Annotated in this window: 18 protein-coding genes and 1 riboswitch; of the genes, 5 read left to right on the top strand and 13 right to left on the bottom strand. The window is 65.7% G+C overall.

What is annotated here, in order from left to right; genetic code table 11:
* Positions 1-88 precede the first annotated feature (88 nt).
* From lnt to AB3X89_RS15085, 7 genes are all read right to left on the bottom strand, one after another.
* Positions 89-1846: an apolipoprotein N-acyltransferase gene (lnt, locus tag AB3X89_RS15115; RefSeq protein ID WP_368584014.1), complete on the bottom strand. Its 1758-nt coding sequence runs from the start codon at positions 1844-1846 to the stop codon at positions 89-91.
* A 119-nt stretch (positions 1847-1965) separates the two neighbouring features.
* Positions 1966-2871, bottom strand: a complete 906-nt coding sequence (locus AB3X89_RS15110) for an HlyC/CorC family transporter (RefSeq protein WP_176105093.1) — start codon at positions 2869-2871, stop codon at positions 1966-1968.
* Between the two features lie 219 nt (positions 2872-3090).
* Positions 3091-3750, bottom strand: coding sequence for a gamma-glutamylcyclotransferase (locus AB3X89_RS15105; protein ID WP_368584013.1), 660 nt, complete (start codon positions 3748-3750; stop codon positions 3091-3093).
* Positions 3751-3782: 32 nt separating this feature from the next.
* Positions 3783-4244, bottom strand: coding sequence for an rRNA maturation RNase YbeY (gene ybeY / locus AB3X89_RS15100; protein ID WP_368584012.1), 462 nt, complete (start codon positions 4242-4244; stop codon positions 3783-3785).
* Between the two features lie 90 nt (positions 4245-4334).
* Positions 4335-5402, bottom strand: a complete 1068-nt coding sequence (locus AB3X89_RS15095; protein WP_368584011.1) for a PhoH family protein — start codon at positions 5400-5402, stop codon at positions 4335-4337.
* Positions 5403-5463: 61 nt separating this feature from the next.
* Positions 5464-6849 (bottom strand): tRNA (N6-isopentenyl adenosine(37)-C2)-methylthiotransferase MiaB, encoded by a 1386-nt coding sequence (miaB, locus tag AB3X89_RS15090; RefSeq protein WP_368584010.1) that lies wholly within the window; start codon positions 6847-6849, stop codon positions 5464-5466.
* 155 nt (positions 6850-7004) lie between these two features.
* Positions 7005-7958 carry a LysR family transcriptional regulator gene (locus AB3X89_RS15085; RefSeq protein WP_368584009.1) on the bottom strand — a complete coding sequence of 318 codons (954 nt, stop codon included), beginning with the start codon at positions 7956-7958 and terminating at the stop codon, positions 7005-7007.
* 108 nt (positions 7959-8066) lie between these two features.
* Between AB3X89_RS15085 and AB3X89_RS15080 the strand changes: the two genes are divergently transcribed.
* From AB3X89_RS15080 to ribB, 4 genes are all read left to right on the top strand, one after another.
* Positions 8067-8474 carry an extradiol dioxygenase gene (locus AB3X89_RS15080; RefSeq protein ID WP_368584008.1) on the top strand — a complete coding sequence of 136 codons (408 nt, stop codon included), beginning with the start codon at positions 8067-8069 and terminating at the stop codon, positions 8472-8474.
* A 26-nt stretch (positions 8475-8500) separates the two neighbouring features.
* Complete coding sequence (locus tag AB3X89_RS15075; RefSeq protein ID WP_368584007.1) at positions 8501-9667, top strand: MFS transporter; 1167 nt, start codon at positions 8501-8503, stop codon at positions 9665-9667.
* Positions 9668-9797: 130 nt separating this feature from the next.
* Positions 9798-10505, top strand: a complete 708-nt coding sequence (locus AB3X89_RS15070; RefSeq protein WP_368584006.1) for a helix-turn-helix domain-containing protein — start codon at positions 9798-9800, stop codon at positions 10503-10505.
* Between the two features lie 138 nt (positions 10506-10643).
* A riboswitch (FMN riboswitch) is annotated at positions 10644-10827 on the top strand.
* A gap of 149 nt (positions 10828-10976) precedes the next feature.
* A complete protein-coding gene (ribB, locus tag AB3X89_RS15065) occupies positions 10977-11696 on the top strand; it encodes a 3,4-dihydroxy-2-butanone-4-phosphate synthase (protein WP_368584005.1) in 720 nt (239 codons plus the stop codon).
* A 97-nt stretch (positions 11697-11793) separates the two neighbouring features.
* On the opposite strand, the gene AB3X89_RS15060 is transcribed toward ribB, so the two are convergent.
* The 3 genes from AB3X89_RS15060 to glpD form a co-directional block, all read right to left on the bottom strand.
* Positions 11794-12480, bottom strand: a complete 687-nt coding sequence (locus AB3X89_RS15060) for an HAD family phosphatase (protein ID WP_176105100.1) — start codon at positions 12478-12480, stop codon at positions 11794-11796.
* A gap of 130 nt (positions 12481-12610) precedes the next feature.
* A complete protein-coding gene (glpK, locus tag AB3X89_RS15055) occupies positions 12611-14110 on the bottom strand; it encodes a glycerol kinase GlpK (RefSeq protein WP_368584004.1) in 1500 nt (499 codons plus the stop codon).
* A 168-nt stretch (positions 14111-14278) separates the two neighbouring features.
* Positions 14279-15808: a glycerol-3-phosphate dehydrogenase gene (glpD, locus tag AB3X89_RS15050; protein ID WP_368584003.1), complete on the bottom strand. Its 1530-nt coding sequence runs from the start codon at positions 15806-15808 to the stop codon at positions 14279-14281.
* A gap of 214 nt (positions 15809-16022) precedes the next feature.
* Between glpD and AB3X89_RS15045 the strand changes: the two genes are divergently transcribed.
* Complete coding sequence (locus tag AB3X89_RS15045) at positions 16023-16382, top strand: hypothetical protein (RefSeq protein WP_368584002.1); 360 nt, start codon at positions 16023-16025, stop codon at positions 16380-16382.
* Between the two features lie 56 nt (positions 16383-16438).
* On the opposite strand, the gene AB3X89_RS15040 is transcribed toward AB3X89_RS15045, so the two are convergent.
* The 3 genes from AB3X89_RS15040 to AB3X89_RS15030 form a co-directional block, all read right to left on the bottom strand.
* Entirely contained in the window at positions 16439-17092 is a 654-nt protein-coding gene (locus tag AB3X89_RS15040) for a TetR/AcrR family transcriptional regulator (RefSeq protein ID WP_368584001.1), read from the bottom strand.
* Positions 17093-17191: 99 nt separating this feature from the next.
* The gene (locus AB3X89_RS15035; RefSeq protein ID WP_013090475.1) at positions 17192-17389 is read right to left on the bottom strand and encodes a hypothetical protein; all 198 of its coding nucleotides are present in this window, start codon (positions 17387-17389) and stop codon (positions 17192-17194) included.
* Between the two features lie 307 nt (positions 17390-17696).
* The gene (locus tag AB3X89_RS15030; RefSeq protein WP_368584000.1) at positions 17697-18476 is read right to left on the bottom strand and encodes a DeoR/GlpR family DNA-binding transcription regulator; all 780 of its coding nucleotides are present in this window, start codon (positions 18474-18476) and stop codon (positions 17697-17699) included.
* Positions 18477-18507 lie beyond the last annotated feature (31 nt).

The raw sequence follows: 18507 nt of genomic DNA, 5'->3' as shown, positions 1-18507 counted from the left end.
TGAAGCTCGAATGAGCATAAAAAAATGCGCCTGCATGTCAGGCGCATTTTTTTATGCGGGTGGTGTTCGTTTGACGTCGGGGCCGGCGTTACCGCTTGCCGTTGCGTCGCCGCGCGATCCCCGGTCCGAACGCGAAACCGATCGCGAGCAGCAGCACCGACACCGCGAGCACCGTGTTGTTGCCGCTCATCACGTAAGGCGTGTTGCCGGCGGTGCCTTGCACGTTGACGTCGAGCGAGCCGACCGTGTATGGCGTCAGGCGCCCGATCACGCGGCCGTTCGCGTCGATCGCGGCGGTCATGCCGGTGTTGGTTGCGCGCAGCATCGGCCGGCCGGTTTCGAGCGAGCGCATGCGCGCGATCTGCAGATGCTGGTCGAGCGCGATGGTGTCGCCGAACCAGGCCAGGTTGGTCGAGTTGATCAGCACGCCGGCGGGCGTCGCGTTCTCGCGCAGCGTGCGCGCGATTTCCTCGCCGAAGATGTCCTCGTAGCAGATGTTCACCGCGACCGGCTGGTTATGCACCATGAACGGCTTTTGCACCGGCGGGCCGCGGAAGAAGTCGCCGAGCGGAATGTTCATCAGGTTCACGAACCAGCGGAAGCCCCACGGCACGAATTCGCCGAACGGCACCAGATGGTGCTTGTCGTAGCGATAAATCTCGTGCGAGCCGGGCGTCACGACGAACAGACTGTTGGTGTAGTCGACCACCCGGCCATCCGGCGTGATGGTGCCGCCGATCGCGCCGAACAGCAGCGCGCTGCCGGTCGAATCCGAGAACTGGCGGATCGCGGCTGCGAAGTTCGGCGGAAGCTGCTGCGCGAGCACTGGAATCGAGGTTTCCGGCGTGACGATCAGATCTGCCGGCTTCGACGTGATCATCTGTTGATACTCATCGACCGCCGCGCGCAAGCCGGCTTCCTCAAATTTCATCTCCTGCTTCACGTTGCCTTGCAGTAGCCGCACCGTCAGCGGCGCGTTGGCGGGTGTCGTCCACTGCACGAGCGGCAGCAGCAGGCCGACCACGAGCAGCGCGAGGGCGACGCAGGCTGGCACCGCGATGGCGGCGACGCGCGTGCCGCGGCCTCGCGCGGCGCGGCTGTCGACGTCACCAGCGGCGGCGGCATCCGGCTCGCGCGATTCATTGGCAGACCCGGGGCGCCACGACGGCAGCAGCGCAAGCAACGCCTGCACAATCAATGCGGCCGTCAGCGCGACCATCCAGCCGACGCCATACACGCCGACCACCGGTGCAAACCCCGCCAACGGACCGTCGACTTGCGCATAACCGGTGGCGAGCCACGGAAAGCCGGTGAACACCGTGCCGCGCAGCCATTCGCCGATCGCCCACGCGCTGGCAAAAGCGAGTGCACCGTGCCAGGTCGGCGAGAATGGCGCGCGCTCGTCGGCCGCGCCGTTGCGCGCGTGGCCCGCGCAGAACGACCATATCCCCGCGGCGAGCGCCGGATAGAGGGCGAGATACAGCGAGAACAGCACGAGCGCCGTGCCCGCGAGTGGCGCCGGCATGCCGCCGTAGTAGTGCATGCTCACATACAGCCACCAGACCCCGCTCACGAAGTTGCCGAAGCCGAACGCGCCGCCCGTCAGCGCGGCGCTTTTCCAGCCGGTGCTGCGCGTGAGCCACGCGAAGAAGAACACGAAGATCGCGAGTTGCAGCCAGCCGCCATGCGGCGTCGGCGCGAACGACAGCGTATTGGCCGCGCCCGCGGCCAGTGCGACGAGGTAGTGCCAGCGCGGCAGCGCGCGGCTGCGCGTGACGTCGTCGGTGGGAGCGGGGGCGGCAGCGCTCACGCCGCGGTGCGAGTCGGAAGTGATCGGGTCGGCCATTGTTGCGCGGTCGGCGTCGGAAGTTGGAAGGGTAAATCAGTAGGAAAACGCGTAGACAACATGCGCCTGCAATAACAGCGCGCGGGCGCTCGGGCCGTGCATCGGCCCGAGCCGCCGGCTCAGGTCTGCACGTGCTGCGACTCGCGTTCACGCTGGCCCGCAAGCGGGTCGCGGCGCACCAGCAGCATGTGGATCTGGCGGGCGTCGCCGCGCAGGATCTCGAAGATCAGATCGTCGAGGCGGACCTTCTCGCCGCGATGCGGCACCCGGCCGAAGTGATGCGTGACCAGCCCGCCGATCGTGTCGACTTCTTCGTCTGAATAATGCGTGCCGAAGGTGTCGTTGAACTGCTCGATCTCGGTCAGCGCGCGCACGCGGAAGCGTCCGTCCGGCGACGCGATGATGTTGCCGCTTTCCTCGTCGAAATCGTATTCGTCCTCGATGTCGCCGACGATCTGCTCCAGCACGTCTTCGATCGTGATCAGGCCCGCGACGCCGCCGTATTCGTCGACGACCACCGCGAGGTGGTTACGGTTCACGCGAAAGTCGTGCAGCAGCACGTTCAGCCGCTTCGACTCGGGGATGAACACGGCCGGGCGCAGCATGCCGCGCACGTCGAATTCCTCTTCGGCGTAGTAGCGCAGCAGATCTTTCGCGAGCAGCACGCCGATGATGTTGTCGCGATTGCCCTCATAGACCGGATAGCGCGAATGCGCTTTCTCCAGTACATAGGGGATGAATTCGGCGGGATTGTCCGCGATATTGATCGCGTCCATTTGCGCGCGCGGCACCATGATGTCGCGTGCGCTCAATTCCGAAACCTGGAACACGCCTTCGATCATCGACAGCGAGTCGGCGTCGATCAGGTTGCGCTCGTGCGCGTCCTGCAGAATTTCCAGAAGTTCGGCCCGTGAGTCGGGTTCGGGCGAGATGAAGTCGGTCAGGCGTTCGAGCAGCGAGCGCTTTTCCTGCGGTTTGTCGAGATGGCGTCCGGTATGGCGTCGACTGGGATACGTGTCGTTCATGGTAGTGCGCCCGGCGAGACTGAGCGCGCTGTTACAGAGCGTTAAGGATACACCAGGCACATGGCGGAACCGTGTCCGGCCGGGCCTGGCGATGAGTGAAGCCAAGGTGAAACGGACGCGCCGCGAAGGCGGAGCGTGGAATCATCCTAACCGATTACGCGGGCAAAAGCGCTCGCCGGCAAAAAAGTCGCGGGTGGGGTTTTCGCCGAGATGACGAAATTACACGGCCGGCTTGCAGCGCGCGAGCAGCGCTTCGAGCGCGCGGTCCGGCATCCCGCTTTCGCGCAGCGCATGCACGGTGCGGCTCACGTAATCGAAAGTCGTGCCGTAGCGGCCGCTCGCGCAGCCCAGCACGGTCTGGATGATGTCGTCGCGCAGCTTGCCGGTGTAGCTCGGCACGTCGCGGCGCATCACGAAGGCGAGCGCGTCGACGCGCCGGCCGTCCGCGAGTACGCATGGCAGCCACGCGGGACGGTACGAGCCCATCGGCATTTCGCGGCGCCACAGTGCTTCGAGGTGCGGCATCGAGCCATCGGCCGCGAGCCGGAACGCCATGCCGGTGCACGAGCCGCCGCGATCGAGTGCGAGCACGAGGCCGGGCTGCTCGGGCGTGCCGCGATTCACCCGTGACCACAGATAGAGGCCGCGGTGATAGCCGTGCACCTTCGAGCGCATCGCTTCGACGGTGGGCAGGCCCGGGTTCCAGATCAGCGAGCCATAGCCGAACAGCCACAGGTCGCTCTGGCGGTCCCAGCCTCGCAACGTGCATTCGAGCGACGCGCGCAGTTCGTCGTCCGTCAGAAGCCGCGAGTCGCCGAGCACCGGCGGGTAGTCCGGACAGCGCACGGGGATCTCGGCTTCGGGGGACGGAGTGCTCACGGTGGATTCGGTTGGAGGAGGGGCGGGGACGTCTATTGATAAGGGTCCGGAAAGCCGAGCCGGGCGAGGATTTCGGTTTCGATCGCTTCCATTTCCTCGGCTTCTTCTTCGATTTCGTGGTCGTAGCCCTGTGCATGCAGCGTGCCGTGCACGAGCAGGTGCGCGTAATGCGCGGCGAGCGGTTTGCCCTGCTCGGCGGCTTCCTTCTCGACCACCGGGCAGCACAGAATCAGATCGCCCGTCACCGGGTCGTCTTCCGATTCGGCATAGGCGAAGGTCAGTACGTTGGTCGCGTAATCCTTGCCGCGATAGGTGCGGTTCAGCGTGCGGCCTTCTTCGGCGTCGACGAAGCGAACCGTCAGTTCGCCGTCCGCGAACAGCGCCGCCTTGATCCAGCCTGCCACCGTCGCGCGCGGCAGCAACGCCTTGTGTTCCGGCCAGGCTTTGGCCGCGGGGAATTGCAGGCTCAGTGTTAGTTTTGGGGTGCGGCTCATGCGGATTCTATGCGGGGCGTTCGTGGCTCGGTCGTTTTTTGCGGCGTGGTGGCGAGGCCACGCGGGCCTCGCGCTGCGAAGCGCATCGCTTTAGCGCGGATCGGCCGCGGCGGTCGACTTCTGCGCATGCGCATCGTACGCCTCCACAATTCGCGCGACCAGCGGATGGCGCACCACGTCCGCACTCGTGAAGCGCGTGAGCGCGATGCCGCGCACGTTCCCGAGCACCTGCTGCGCTTCGATCAGCCCGCTCTTCTGGCCGCGCGGCAGGTCGACCTGGGTCGTGTCGCCGGTGACGACCGCCTTCGAGCCGAAGCCGATCCGCGTGAGGAACATCTTCATCTGCTCGGGCGTGGTGTTCTGCGCCTCGTCGAGGATGATGAACGCGTGATTCAGCGTGCGGCCGCGCATGTACGCGAGCGGCGCGATTTCGATCATCTGCCGCTCGAACATCTTCGCGGTTTTGTCGAAGCCGAGCAGGTCGTACAGCGCGTCGTACAGCGGACGCAGATACGGATCGACCTTCTGCGCGAGATCGCCCGGCAAAAAGCCGAGCCGCTCGCCCGCTTCGACGGCCGGGCGCGTCAGCACGATGCGCTTGACCTGGTCACGCTCGAGCGCGTCGACCGCGCAGGCCACCGCGAGGTAGGTCTTGCCGGTGCCGGCCGGGCCGACGCCGAAGGTGACGTCGTGCGACACGATCTGCTTCAGGTAATCGCGCTGCGCCGGCGTGCGGCCGCGCAGATCCGCGCGCCGTGTGTACAGCTTCGGGCCGTATTCCTCGAAGTCGTCTTCGCTCGCATTCGCATCGGCGGGCTGGTCGAACGGATGATCGGGGTTGCCCGCGAAGCGCGCGTCGCCGTCGCCATTGCCATTCGAACGATGGCGCGCCGGATGGCGCACTTCGACGAGCGCGAGCTGGATGTCGTCGACCGACAAGGGCTCGCGTGCGCTGTTGTAGAAGTTTTCGAGCGCGGTGAGCGCGAGTTTCGCGCCGCGCCCGCGGATCGTGATGCGGTGGCCACGGCGCTGCAGGGTCACGTCGAGCGCCTGCTCGATCTGCCGCAGATTTTCGTCGAGCGGTCCGCAGAGGTTGGCAAGCCGCGCGTTGTCTTCGCGCGGCGCGGTGAATTCCAGATGCTGCTGAGTGGTCTTCAAGGCGGTGAGTCGATCCTGTCGGTTGCGATACTCAGAATGTCGGTCAGTGCGCTCAGTGTGCTCAGTGCGTGACGGCGGCGCTGTCGTCGTGAACCATCACGAGTTCGCCGCGCAGCGAGTGCGGGTACGCGTGCACGATCTTCACGTCGACCATCTGGCCGATCAGCCGTGCATGCGACGCGACCGGCGCCGGGAAATTGACGACGCGGTTGTTCTCGGTGCGGCCCGCGAGCTCGTTCGGGTCCTTGCGCGCCGGGCGCTCGACCAGAATGCGCTCGACCTTGCCGACCATCGCGTCGCTGATGCGCTGCACGTTCTCTTCGATCGTGGCCTGCAGATGCTGCAGGCGTTTGAGCTTCACCTCGCGCGGCGTGTCGTCGTGCAGGTTCGCGGCCGGCGTACCGGGGCGCGGGCTGTAGATGAACGAGAAGCTCGTGTCGTACTTCATCTCTTCGACGAGCGCCATCATCTTCGCAAAGTCTTCCTCGGTCTCGCCGGGGAAGCCGACGATCATGTCCGTCGATAGCGACAGATCAGGGCGGATCGCGCGCAGCTTGCGGATCACGGACTTGTACTCGAGCACGGTGTAGCCGCGCTTCATCGCCATCAGGATGCGGTCGGAGCCGTGCTGTACCGGCAGATGCAGGTGGCTGACGAGTTTCGGCACCTTCGCGTAGGTATCGATCAGGCGCTGCGTGAATTCCTTCGGATGCGACGTCGTGTAGCGAATCCGTTCGATGCCGGGGATGTCCGCGACGTATTCGATCAGCGTCGCAAAGTCGGCGATCTCGGTCGAGCCCACGGTCAGCGCGCCGCCGAATTTTCCACGATAAGCGTTCACGTTCTGGCCGAGCAGCGTGACTTCGCGCACGCCCTGGTCGGCGAGACCGGCGATTTCGGTCAACACGTCGTCGAGCGGACGCGACACTTCCTCGCCGCGCGTGTACGGCACCACGCAGTAGCTGCAGTACTTGCTGCAGCCTTCCATGATCGACACGAACGCGCTCGGACCTTCGACGCGCGCCGGCGGCAGATGATCGAACTTCTCGATTTCGGGAAACGAAATATCGACCTGCGCGCGGCCGCTCGCGCGGCGCTCGTCGATCATTTGCGGCAGGCGGTGCAGCGTTTGCGGACCGAACACGATATCGACGTACGGCGCGCGCGCCACGATCGATGCGCCTTCCTGGCTAGCGAGGCAGCCACCCACGCCAATGATCAGATTCGGATTCGCGTCCTTCAGCTCGCGCACGCGGCCGAGGTCGGAGAAGACTTTTTCTTGCGCTTTTTCGCGCACCGAGCAGGTATTGAACAGGATCACGTCGGCATCTTCCGGCGTGTCTGTCTTGACGAGTCCTTCAGCGGCACCGAGCACGTCGACCATCTTGTCGGAGTCGTACTCGTTCATCTGGCAGCCAAAGGTCTTTACATAAACTTTCTTGGTCATTGAATTTCGCCGGTCGCAGTGGTTAACCTGGGGGCGTCGTAAAAAGGTGAAGGAGGCCGCGGCGCGGGGCAGCGCGGCGCGTGATGGCCGGCTTGCTCGCGTCTTCGCAGCGTAACTGCATATTATAGCCCTTCACGCTGCGGGGGTTTTGGCGCTCACTGGGCGCTCACTGGCCGGTCCGGCGGCAGTCCCAACAGGCGTTCCAGTTCATCCGACACCTGCGCGAAGCGCTCGGCGAGGAAATCGAGCAGCACGCGTACGCGCGGCGCCATGAAGCGGTTGCGGTGATACAGCGCGTGCAGCGGCGCGTCCGGGTAGCGCCACTCCGGCAGCAGGATCTTCAGGCGGCCGGCGCGCAGGTCCGCTTCCACGTCCCACATCGATTTGATCGCAATGCCGTAGCCGCGCAACGCCCATTCGCGCGCGACCGCGCCGTCATTGGTTTCGCGCGCCGCTTCGAACGGCACGCTGTAGTGCTGCACCTCGTCGCCGCGCGTGAAGCGCCATTCGCTGGCCGGCCCCGATGTGGTACCGAGCACGATGCAATCGAAATTGGCGAGGTCGAGCGGGTTTTTCGGCTCGCCGCGACGCCCGATGTATTCCGGCGATGCACACAGCACGCGCCGGTTCGGCGCGAGCCGGCGCGCAACCAGCGAGCTGTCCTGCGGCACGCCGAAGCGGATCGCCAGATCGATGTCTTCCTGCACGAGATTGGCCAGCGCATCGGACAGCGTCAACGCGAACGTCACGTCCGGGTACAGCGCGTTGAATTCATCGAGCCAGTGCATCAGCAGATTGCGGCCGAAGTCCGAAGTCGCCGACACCCGCACCTTGCCGCGCACGACGCCCTGGCCCGCTTGCAGCGCGGCTTCGGCGTCGTCGAGCGATTGCAGCGCCTGGCGGCAGCAGTTCAGGTAGAGGCGGCCTTCGTCGGTGAGCCGAAGTTGCCGGGTGGTGCGCTCGAACAGGCGCGCTTTGAGCCTCGCTTCCAGTTTCGCGAGCCGCGCGCTCGCCGCGGCGGGCGTCAGACCCATCTTGCGGCCCGCCGCCGAGAGGCTGCCTTGCTGCGCCGCTTCGACGAAGAGGCGGATGTCGCCGAGGTTATCCATCGCTGGCTTTCAAGCGGAATTTGAAAATGCTTCAAATGCTACGCCAATTATCAAATCGGGGCGGCGCCGCGACAATGCAGCCGTCGAAACTCCGCTGCTGTCTTAGCCATGCAACTCGATCACGCGACCATCGTCACCGCCGAGCTCGATTCGGCCCGACGTTTCTTCGTCGATATCGCCGGGCTTACCGACGGCGCGCGCCCGTCGTTTTCCGTCGACGGCTACTGGCTGTACGCAAGCGGCCGCCCGCTCGTGCATCTGATCGGCGCGCCGGCTTCCGGCGCGGTGGGCCGCATCACGCCGCGCGTCGATCACATCGCCTTTCGGCTCGATAGCGCGGGCGAATGGCAAGCGTTGCTCGAGCGGCTCGACGCGCACTACATCGGCTATCAGACCGCGCAGGTGCCGGCGAGCGCCGCGCAACCGGCGGAGCGGCAGTTGTTCGTCGCGCTCGCGCCGGGCGTCGTCATCGAATTCGTCACAGCTGCGCGCCAGACCATCCAGCCCGAGTCCTGATCCAACCTCATTCCCGGAGCAGAAAAATGCCCATTCCATTACTCGCGCTCGCGATTAGCGCATTCGCGATCGGTACGACCGAATTCGTCATCATGGGCCTGTTGCCCGAGGTTGCGCGCGATCTGGCCGTGTCGATTCCGTCCGCGGGCCTGCTCGTCAGCGGCTATGCGCTTGGCGTCGCGGTCGGCGCGCCACTGCTCGCGGTGATCACGAGCAGGATGTCGCGCAAATTCGCGCTGCAACTGCTGATGGGTGTGTTCGTCGTCGGCAATGTGCTGTGCGCGCTGGCGCCGAGCTATTCGGTGCTGATGATCGCGCGCGTCGTGACCTCGTTCGCGCACGGCTCGTTCTTCGGCATCGGTGCGGTGGTCGCCGCCTCGCTCGTGCCGGCCGACAAGCGCGCGAGCGCGATCGCGCTGATGTTCACGGGCCTGACGCTCGCCAACGTGCTCGGCGTGCCGTTCGGCACCTTCATCGGCCAGCAGTTCAGCTGGCGCGCGGCGTTCTGGATCGTCAGCGGTTTCGGCGTGCTGTCGCTCGCGGGCATCAGCGCGCTGGTGCCGAACCGCCACGACACCGGGCCGGCCGGCCTCGGCCACGAAGTGCGCGTGCTGAAAGACCCGCAAGTGTGGACCGCGCTCGCAATGACGGTGCTCGGCTTCGGCGGCGTGTTCGTCGTGTTCACGTATATCGCGCCGATCCTCGAGCAGGTGAGCGGCTTCTCGCCGCGTGGCGTGACGCTGATCCTCGTGCTGTTCGGCGTGGGCCTGACGGTCGGCAACATGGTCGGCGGCAAGCTCGCCGACCGTGCGCTGATGCCGTCGCTGATGGGCATCCTCGCCGCGCTCGCAGTCGTGATGGCGCTCTTCGCGCGCACCAGCCATTCGCCGCTGGCCGCCGCGGTCACGGTATTCGTGTGGGGCATCGCGGCGTTTGCGACGGTACCGCCGCTGCAGATGCGCGTGGTCGAGAAGGCGGCCGCCGCGCCGAATCTCGCGTCGACGCTGAACATCGGTGCGTTCAATGTCGGTAATGCGGCGGGTGCGTGGCTCGGCGGTCTCGTGATCAATCACGGTCACGCGCTCGATACCTTGCCTTGGGTCGCGGCCGCGGTCAGCGTCGCCGCGCTGCTGCTTACATGGTTCGCGGCGCGCATGGATGCGCCGGCGCGCGCGCTCGCGCAAAGCACGTAAGTCGTCAGTTGCTTGCCTCTGCGATGCTGATAACAGTGTGAAGATAACTTCGTTGGGCGCGGCGAAAGCCGATGCTATCTTGCCTCCACTTACTGCTCTTGCGCCGCCGGGCGGCGCTCTGGAGGCCAATATGCATTCCCCGCTCGCGCTGGTCCGCGATCCTTCGGCCGATGCCGATACCAACGCCGCGCCGCGCTCCGCCGAACCCTTCGATGCGCTCGAACAGCTGGTCGGCGTGAATCTGGCGCGGCTGCGCGCCGAACGGCAGCTTTCGCTCGATGCGCTGGCGCGCGCGTCCGGCGTATCGCGCGCGATGCTCGCGCAGATCGAGTCGGCGCGCAGCGTGCCGTCGATCAAGGTGCTGTGCAAGGTGGCGGCGGCGCTGAAGGTGTCGGTGGCGGCGTTCCTGCGGCGTCACGCGACCAACGGCTTCGAGCATCTGCCGGCCGAGCGTTCGGCCCGCGTGGTCAGCGCGAACGGGCGCTACTCGGTGCGCCCGCTGTATCCCGACGACGAGTCGATCGCTGCCGAGTTTCACGAACTGCGGATCGCGCCGCTGCATACGGAGGCGGGCATTCGCCGCGCGCCGGGCACGACGGTGAATCTGGTGGTCAGCGACGGCACGCTCGAAGTCAGCGTGCACGACCAGCGCCAGCTGCTCGCGACCGGCGACGCGATCGTGTTCGACGCCGACCAGCCGCACAGCCTGCGCAATCCCGGCGACACCGAGGCACGCGCGTTTCGCGTGACGCTGCGGGCTGAGACGCCGCCGCGCTGGGAAGTGCGGGCCGCGAGCGCCGCACGCGATGAAGCTGCGCGCGAAGGCGTACCGGGTTGAGGAGCGACGGCGTTCGAGGTTCTGGCGTAGTTCAGGGCGTCGATGCAGGGCCAACGCCGTCAGTAGGGTCTTTATTCGTCGCGCTGCAGCGCTCGCGCGACTGTTGTATGCTTCGCCGGCCGGTCAAACCGGCAATCAGTGCGTCTTCAGGGCGGGGTGCAATTCCCCACCGGCGGTAGGCCGGCAGCGCGACAGCGTGAGCCGGCAAGCCCGCGAGCGCCCGCATCGAGTGGTCTACGCAGTAGCGCAGACCGCGGCGGGGTCAGCAGATCTGGTCAGAAGCCAGAGCCGACGGTCATAGTCCGGATGGAAGAAGATGTGCAGATAGTCATGTGCGTTCCGCGATGCCGCCCGTAGCCTGGGCGGCCGATCATCGTCCGCTTTCGTGCGGCGTGCCAGGCGGCAGCGTGTCAGTCTGTTTGCAATGCCCTGAAACGTTTCTCGCCCAACTTTTGCGATGAGCGTTTCAACATGTCCTTTGCTACTTTTCCCGCTCCGTCGACGATCGCAGACGATGCCTTCGCCGATCTCCCTCTGCTTGCCACCGAAGCCGTTCCGCCGCGTATCGCCGTCGCCTTGCAGGCGCTGCGCGACGGTCGCGCCGTGGTGCTGCAGGACGACCACGACCGCGAGAACGAAGCCGATCTGATCGTCGCGGCCGAGCGCCTGTCGGTCGAAACGATGGCGCTGCTGATCCGTGAATGCAGCGGCATCGTGTGTCTGTGCCTGCCCGACGACAAGATCCGCGCGCTCGAACTGCCGCCGATGGCCGTCAACAACGAAAGCCGTCACGGCACCGCGTTCACGGTGTCGATCGAAGCGCGTGAAGGCGTCAGCACCGGCGTGTCCGCGCAGGATCGCGTGACCACGATCCGCGCGGCGATCGCCGATACGGCCAAGCCCGCCGACATCGTGCGCCCGGGCCACGTGTTCCCGCTGCGCGCGATGCCCGGCGGCGTGCTGGCGCGGCGCGGCCACACCGAAGGCACCGTCGATCTCGCGATCCTCGCGGGCCTAAAGCCGGCCGGCGTGCTGTGCGAACTGATGAACGCCGATGGCACGATGACGCGCGGCGCGGACGTCGAGCGCTTTGCCGCGCAACACGATCTGCCGATGCTGACGATCGCCGAGCTGGTCGAGTTTCGCGAGACGCTCGCGCAGGTGCGCGAGGGTGCGTTGGCCGAGGCTTGACGGGCCATCATCCGTCGAGCGGCACGCGGTGCCATCATGCAAAAAGCCGGTTCTTCGCACGAGGAACCGGCTTTTTTATCGGCGTTGCGCGAAGCCGCTACGACTGCACGTCGCCGAACTCGCCGCGCACGCCCGCGTCGATCAGCGCCGGCAGTTCATCCATGTGCTTGATGATTCGCGTGATGCCCATCGCGCGCAGCGCATCCGCATAGCCGTCCGGAATATGGCTCGCGCCGACGAAGGCGATCGTCTTCATGCCGGCCGCGCGGGCCGCGTTCAGGCCCGAGACGCTGTCCTCGACGACGAGGCAGCGCGCCGGTTCGACGCCGAGCGAGGTGGCCGCGAACAGATAGACATCGGGATAGGGTTTCGGCCGCGCGACCTGCTCGGCGCTGAACACGCGCTCGCCGAAAATCTGCTGCAGACCCGCACGCCGCACCGATGCGCTGACGCGCGTCATGCGGCTGTTCGACACGACGGCGGCCGGCAGTGTGACGCGTTGGAGCGCGTCGCGCACACCGTGGATCGGACCGAGCGACGCGGCAAGCGCGAGCTCGACGTTGTGCTCGATCGTATCGAGGAAGTTCGCGGGCAGCGTGATGTCGAACTGCTTTTCGAGGCCGGCGAGAAAGCGCGAAGTTTGCTGGCCGAACGCGGTTTTGATGACAGGGGCGAAATCGATGCCGGGGAAGGTGGCCGTCAGCGTGTCGAACATCACGCGATCGGCGATGACTTCACTGTCGACGAGCACGCCGTCGCAGTCACAGATGAGGTGGTCGATCATGCTTGAAAAACGATAAGCGCAACGCGCGCGGGCGGCGGGTTGCAAGCCCGCTCGTCGGGGTGAAAAGCGTCATCATACGTGCTTTCTGACCACGTTCTTTCGATGTTCTGCCGCCCGCAGACTTATGGCCTTATGGTGTATCGGCCCAGGCCTTCGCCGCGCGGATCGCGCGCTGCCAGCCATCGAGGCAGGTCCTGACCTCCGCGTGCGGCAGCGCTGGCGTGAAGCGATGCTCGAGCTTCCACTGGCTTTTCAACTCGTCGATGTCCTTCCAGTAGCCGACCGCGAGACCGGCCAGATAGGCCGCGCCGAGCGCGGTCGTCTCCGACACCTGGGGGCGCACCGTGTCGACGCCGAGGATGTCGGCCTGGAACTGCATCAGCAGATTGTTCGCGCAGGCGCCGCCATCGACGCGCAGCTCGCCGATGCGAATGCCCGAGTCGGCTTCCATCGCCTTCAGCACGTCGAGCGATTGATACGCGATCGAATCGAGCGCCGCACGCGCGATATGCGCGGAGGTCGTGCCGCGCGTGACGCCGAACAGCGTGCCGCGGGCGCGTGCGTTCCAGTGCGGCGCGCCGAGGCCGGCGAACGCCGGCACCAGATACACGCCGTCGCAATGCCGCACGCTGCGCGCGAGCGTTTCGATTTCGGCCGCGTTCTTGATGATGCCGAGGCCGTCGCGCAGCCACTGCACCACCGCGCCGGCGATGAAGATGCTGCCTTCGAGCGCGTAGTCGATACGATCGCCGATCTGCCAGGCGATCGTCGTCACCAGATTGTTCTTCGATTCGATCGGTTTGGCGCCTGTGTTCATCACGAGGAAGCAGCCGGTGCCGTAGGTGTTCTTGACCATGCCGGACTCGGTGCACATCTGGCCGAACAATGCAGCGTGCTGATCGCCGGCGATGCCCGCGAGCGGAATCTTCGAGGCGAACACGGTGGTCACCGTCGGTCCGTACACCTCCGACGACGGCCGCACTTCCGGCAGCATGCTGCGCGGAATATCGAGCGCGGCGAGCAGTTCGTCGTCCCACTTCAGCGTGTGGATGTTGAACAGCATCGTGCGCGACGCGTTGGTTACGTCGGTGATGTGCAACGCGCCCTTCGTGAAATTCCACATGAGCCAGCTGTCGACGGTGCCGAACGCGAGCCGGCCCTGACGCGCTTTTTCGCGCGCGCCTTCCACGTTGTCGAGAATCCAGCGGATTTTGGTCGCCGAGAAATACGAGTCGATCGGCAGACCGGTCTTCGCGCGCACGCTCGCTTCGAGACCTTGCGCTTTCAGTTCGTCGCAGAAGTCGGCGGTGCGGCGGTCCTGCCAGACGATCGCGTTGTAGATCGGATGGCCGGTTTCGCGATCCCACACGATCGTGGTTTCGCGCTGGTTCGTGATGCCGATCGCCGCGATCGACGGGCCGTTCATGCCGGCTCGCGTGACCGCCTCGGCGGCGACGCCGGCCTGGCTCGACCAGATTTCCTGCGGATTGTGCTCGACCCAGCCCGGCTGCGGGTAGATCTGCTGGAATTCCTTTTGCGCGGTCGACACGACGTTGCCGCGCCGGTCGAACAGCATCGCGCGCGAGCTCGTTGTGCCTTGGTCAAGCGCGAGGACGTACTGATCCTGCATTGTCTCTTCTCCATGCATGTTACGGATCGCCGGATCGTTTGGCCGGCGATGCGGGCGGCGTGTTGTTGTGAGCGGGCCGCCATAGTGTGAGGGCGCGTGCCGGCGTCGTCCAGCCGGAGCAGCGGTGGGTGGCCGGCTCTGCTCGCGGGGTGGCGTCTGCCGCGTCGCCTAAGCGCTCTGCGGGGCCGGTTCGTGCGCGAACCACGCGTCGATGTCGCGCGTGACCTGCTCGAGCGTGCCCGGCTCGACATGCAGGCCGAGCTTCGAGCGCCGCCACAGCACGTCCTGCGCGGTACGCGCCCACTCCGTATCGCGCAGATAAATCAGCTCGGCTTCGTGCAGTCCCGGCGCGAACTCACGACCGAGTTCGGCGCGCGAGCGCGCCGAGCCGATCACGCGATTCGCGCGCGTGCCATACGCGCGCGCGAGCCGATGCGCGAGCGATGCCGGCAGCCACGCATGTTCGCGCGAGAACTCGCCAAGGAAGCGATTGAAGTTCGCCTGCGCGATGTCGCCGCCCGGCAGCGGCGCGTCGGCGGTCCACGCGGGTGCGCCGCGGCGCAGCGCATCGGTGAGCGTATCGACGGCCTGCTCGGCCAGCTTGCGAAAGGTCGTGATCTTGCCGCCGAATACTGACAGCAGCGGCGCCTCGTTCGCGGGCGCGTCGAGTTCGAGCGAGTAGTCGCGCGTGACCGCCGACGGATTGTCCGCGTTCTCGTCCTCCAGCAGCGGGCGTACGCCCGAATAGCTCCAGCGCACGTCGGCGGGCGAGATCTTCTGCCTGAAGTAGCGGTTGATCGAATCGCACAGGTACTGCGTTTCGTTGGCGTCGATCGCGACTTGCGACGGGTCGCCGCGATATTCGAGGTCGGTCGTGCCGATCAGCGTGTAGTCGTGCTCATACGGAATCGCGAAGATGATCCGCTTGTCCGGGTTCTGGAAGATGTACGCGTGGTCGTGCTCGAACAGGCGCCGCGTGACGATGTGGCTGCCCTTGACGAGCCGCACGCTATGGGACGACGGCCGGCCGAGCGGCCCCTTCAGCAGCTCGCCGACCCACGGGCCCGCCGCATTCGCGATCGCGGCGGCGCGCACGTCGAGCGTCGCGCCGTCCGCGCGTTGCAGTTGCGCGCGCCACTCGCCGCCGGCGCGCACGGCGGCGATCAGCTTCGTGCGCGTGAGGATCGTCGCGCCGCGCTCGTGCGCGTCGAGCGCGTTCAGCACGACGAGGCGGGCGTCGTTGACCCAGCCGTCCGAATAAACGAAACCGCGCTCGATCGTTTCGACGAGCGGCGCGCCGGCCGGATGCCGGCTCATCACGATGCCGCGCGAGCCCGGCAGCAGTTCGCGTTTAGCCAGATGGTCGTACAGGAACAGACCCGCGCGGATCAGCCAGGCGGGGCGCAGATCAGGCATGTGCGGCATCACGAAGCGCAGCGGCCAGATGATGTGCGGCGCCGCGCGCAGCAACGTTTCGCGCTCCTGCAGCGCTTTGCGCACGAGCCCGAACTCGCGGTACTCGAGGTAGCGCAGGCCGCCGTGGATCAGCTTGGTGCTCGCCGACGACGTGTGTGCGGCCAGATCGTCCTGCTCGCACAGCAGCACTGACAGACCACGGCCGGCCGCGTCGCGGGCGATGCCGGCGCCGTTGATCCCGCCACCGACGACGAGCAAATCGTATTTCGTGCGTTGCGTCACCTGCTGAGCCCTCTGGATCGAATCGGGACGTGGTTTGGAAAGCTAATTGAACGAATCATGTTCGTTTTCGAACTCTAATGAACATATTCGAAAAAGTAAAGTTCGCTTGACTTGAACGAACGCGGACCGAAAGGCGCCGGAGTGGCGTTACGCGCGACCGCGGACGATACTCTTGGCAGCAGCCATTTCGAGGTGATGAATGCGAGGATTTTTGATGATCGGCGCTGCCGCGCTTCTGGCAGGATGCGTGAGCACGCCGAGTCTGGAAGGGACGAGGGGCGCGACGTCGTTCGAGGCGTTGCAGAAGATGTGCACGCCGCAAACCGTCGACTACGGTCACGACGCGCAGATCGTCTATGAGACGTTCTTCGATGCGTATGTCGCAAACCGGCGCGGTCGGCTGTCGAACGACGACTTCTGCGCGTTCCAGGCGTCGATCGCGCAGCGCCATGCGAGCGAGGGGACGAGCAGCGATCCGAAGGTGCGCAACCAGTGGGTCGAGTTCTTCAACGAGCAGCGCGCAAGAGCGCTCGGCTGGCGAGCGACTGTCGATCCGACCTTGCGGAGCGGCTAAACGGCAGTGGGTGACTGGCGAGCCCGACGCTCGCGCCTCCTGCCCGGCGCACCGGTTCACTTTTGCGGCGACAACGCTCCGCGCCACAACATGCGCAGGATCTGCGCGAACACCGCTTCGCGCGACGGCTCGTGTGCGCCGTCGCCGGCGGAATCGGCCTGTTGTGCCGCCGGCGGCGGCAACTGGTTCACGAGCGCGAGCATCGTGAAGCCGTGCAGGCTCGTCCAGTACGCGTAGCCGATCAGACGCGGATCACCTTCCAGAACGCCCGCCTCGACGAGCCGCTCGAAGTGCGCTTCCAGCAGACGCCACGCGCGCTGCGACGCCGCGGCCAGTTCAGGGTAAGCGCCTTGCTGTTGCGGCGTCTGATCGAACATCAAACGGTAGGCGTGCGGCTCATCGAGCGCGAAGTCGACATAGGCCCGGCTGACGGCGCTGTGATCGATGGCGGGGGCGGTCGCGGGGATCGCTTTCGCGGCCGCTTCGAGGCGCGCGGCGAAGCGGTTGAACGCGGCGGCGCGGACCATCGCCAGAATCTCTTCCTTGTCGCGGAAGTAGCGATACGGTGTCATCGCGCTGCAGCCGAGCTCCTTCGCCAGCTCGCGCATCGTCACGCCTTGCGCGCCGCGGGTAGCGAACGCGTTTTCCGCGACGCGTCGCATCGCTTCGCGAAACTGCTGTATGTCGTCGGCGGAGAGCGTCTTTGGCATGCGCGAGGGTGGGAAGTCCGTCGCGTAAATTTACTGTGTAAATGAGATGCGCACAACAAAGGGCCGCGAAGGCGGCCCGCTGTCAACTGCAGGGATCATTCAGGAATAACGTTTTATGGCCCGCAATGCGGTGTCGCCGGTTTCCGTCACGCGCCATTCTTCGTTGCCCGATGCGAGGCGTTCGAGTTGCACCAGTTGGCGTTCGAGCAACGCGTCGAGTTCTTCTCGGTCCATTTCGACCTGGTTGGGGGCGTCCTTGACGAGCAACAACGTGGCGAATTCATGCGGACTCAGCATCGTTCTCTCCATGTCAGCAAATGGCGGACAGCCTTGCAGTCGGCCTTGGGCCGGGGCGGGGGTCCGCTGAAGATCAGGGCGGGAGGTACGGCTTACACGACAGATTCACACAACCGACGCCGTGCGAAACTCGCAACGTACGCTGGGGAACTGGAGTGTAGGCGAGCACCGATGAAACGCCAACCTGGTCCCCGTTAATTTTCCATTTGACAATTGGCCGCACGATAGGCGGTCCGGCCCTGCGGCCAAATTCTTGATTTCACGCGAGGTTTTGCGTGCACCGCAGCATGGCGGAGAACGCCTGGAATTATCCGGCGATGTAGATTTGACAATTCGCGGCGTTCAGCGCTTCGGCCATGTCGGCGGGCGGGGTGGCGTCGGTGAACAGCGCGTCGATCTGCTCCAGATGTCCCTGGCGAACTAGCGCGGGACGGCCAAACTTGGAGTGATCGGCGGCGAGGAAAACGGTGCGCGCGTGCTCGATGATCGCCTCGGCGACACGCACTTCGCGCGTGTCGAAATCGCGCAGCGTACCGTCCGTTTCGATGCTCGACGTGCCGATGATCGCGAAATCGACCTTGAACTGGCGGATGAAATCGATCGCCAGCTCACCGACGATGCCCTTGTCCCACGGCCGCACGATGCCGCCCGTCACTAGCACTTCGCAGTCCGGGTAGCCGCTCATCATGCTCGCGACGTTCAGATTGTTCGTGATCACGCGCAAGCCGCGGTGACGGTTCAGCGCCCGTGCCACTTCCTCGGTGGTCGTGCCGAGATTGATGAACAGCGATGCCTGATCCGGAATGTGAGTGGCCACCAGCGCCGCGATGCGTCGCTTCTCTTCATGGAACATGCGCTGGCGCGCGGTGTAGGAAACGTTCTCGGAACTGGTCGGCAGACTGGCTCCGCCGTGATAGCGGCGCAGCAGGTTCATATCGGCGAGCCAGTTGACGTCGCGGCGGATCGTCTGCGGGGTGACGTCGAAGTGGCTCGCGAGGTCGTCCACGGTCACGAAGCCGTCGCGTTGCACCCACTCCAGCAATTCCTGTTGCCGGGCGTTGAGAGTCAGGCGGGGGTCTCGTGTCATGTGTGGTGTGTCGTGGCTGTTGTGTCGGCGC

The organism is Paraburkholderia sp. BR14320 (assembly GCF_040948665.1).
Taxonomy (GTDB): Bacteria; Pseudomonadota; Gammaproteobacteria; order Burkholderiales; family Burkholderiaceae; genus Paraburkholderia; species Paraburkholderia youngii.
Note: the sequence above shows the minus strand (reverse complement) of the source record. Positions and strands in the feature narration are given on the sequence as shown.

Bases quoted from the DNA above. Each gene is read 5' to 3' on its own strand.
- lnt (WP_368584014.1), bottom strand. From the start codon at position 1,846: ATGGCCGACCCGATCACTTCCGACTCGCACCGCGGCGTGAGCGCTGCC.
- AB3X89_RS15110 (WP_176105093.1), bottom strand. From the start codon at position 2,871: ATGAACGACACGTATCCCAGTCGACGCCATACCGGACGCCATCTCGAC.
- ybeY (WP_368584012.1), bottom strand. From the start codon at position 4,244: ATGAGCCGCACCCCAAAACTAACACTGAGCCTGCAATTCCCCGCGGCC.
- miaB (WP_368584010.1), bottom strand. From the start codon at position 6,849: ATGACCAAGAAAGTTTATGTAAAGACCTTTGGCTGCCAGATGAACGAG.
- AB3X89_RS15085 (WP_368584009.1), bottom strand. From the start codon at position 7,958: ATGGATAACCTCGGCGACATCCGCCTCTTCGTCGAAGCGGCGCAGCAA.
- AB3X89_RS15080 (WP_368584008.1), top strand. From the start codon at position 8,067: ATGCAACTCGATCACGCGACCATCGTCACCGCCGAGCTCGATTCGGCC.
- AB3X89_RS15075 (WP_368584007.1), top strand. From the start codon at position 8,501: ATGCCCATTCCATTACTCGCGCTCGCGATTAGCGCATTCGCGATCGGT.
- AB3X89_RS15070 (WP_368584006.1), top strand. From the start codon at position 9,798: ATGCATTCCCCGCTCGCGCTGGTCCGCGATCCTTCGGCCGATGCCGAT.
- ribB (WP_368584005.1), top strand. From the start codon at position 10,977: ATGTCCTTTGCTACTTTTCCCGCTCCGTCGACGATCGCAGACGATGCC.
- AB3X89_RS15060 (WP_176105100.1), bottom strand. From the start codon at position 12,480: ATGATCGACCACCTCATCTGTGACTGCGACGGCGTGCTCGTCGACAGT.
- glpK (WP_368584004.1), bottom strand. From the start codon at position 14,110: ATGCAGGATCAGTACGTCCTCGCGCTTGACCAAGGCACAACGAGCTCG.
- AB3X89_RS15045 (WP_368584002.1), top strand. From the start codon at position 16,023: ATGATCGGCGCTGCCGCGCTTCTGGCAGGATGCGTGAGCACGCCGAGT.
- AB3X89_RS15040 (WP_368584001.1), bottom strand. From the start codon at position 17,092: ATGCCAAAGACGCTCTCCGCCGACGACATACAGCAGTTTCGCGAAGCG.
- AB3X89_RS15035 (WP_013090475.1), bottom strand. From the start codon at position 17,389: ATGCTGAGTCCGCATGAATTCGCCACGTTGTTGCTCGTCAAGGACGCC.
- AB3X89_RS15030 (WP_368584000.1), bottom strand. From the start codon at position 18,476: ATGACACGAGACCCCCGCCTGACTCTCAACGCCCGGCAACAGGAATTG.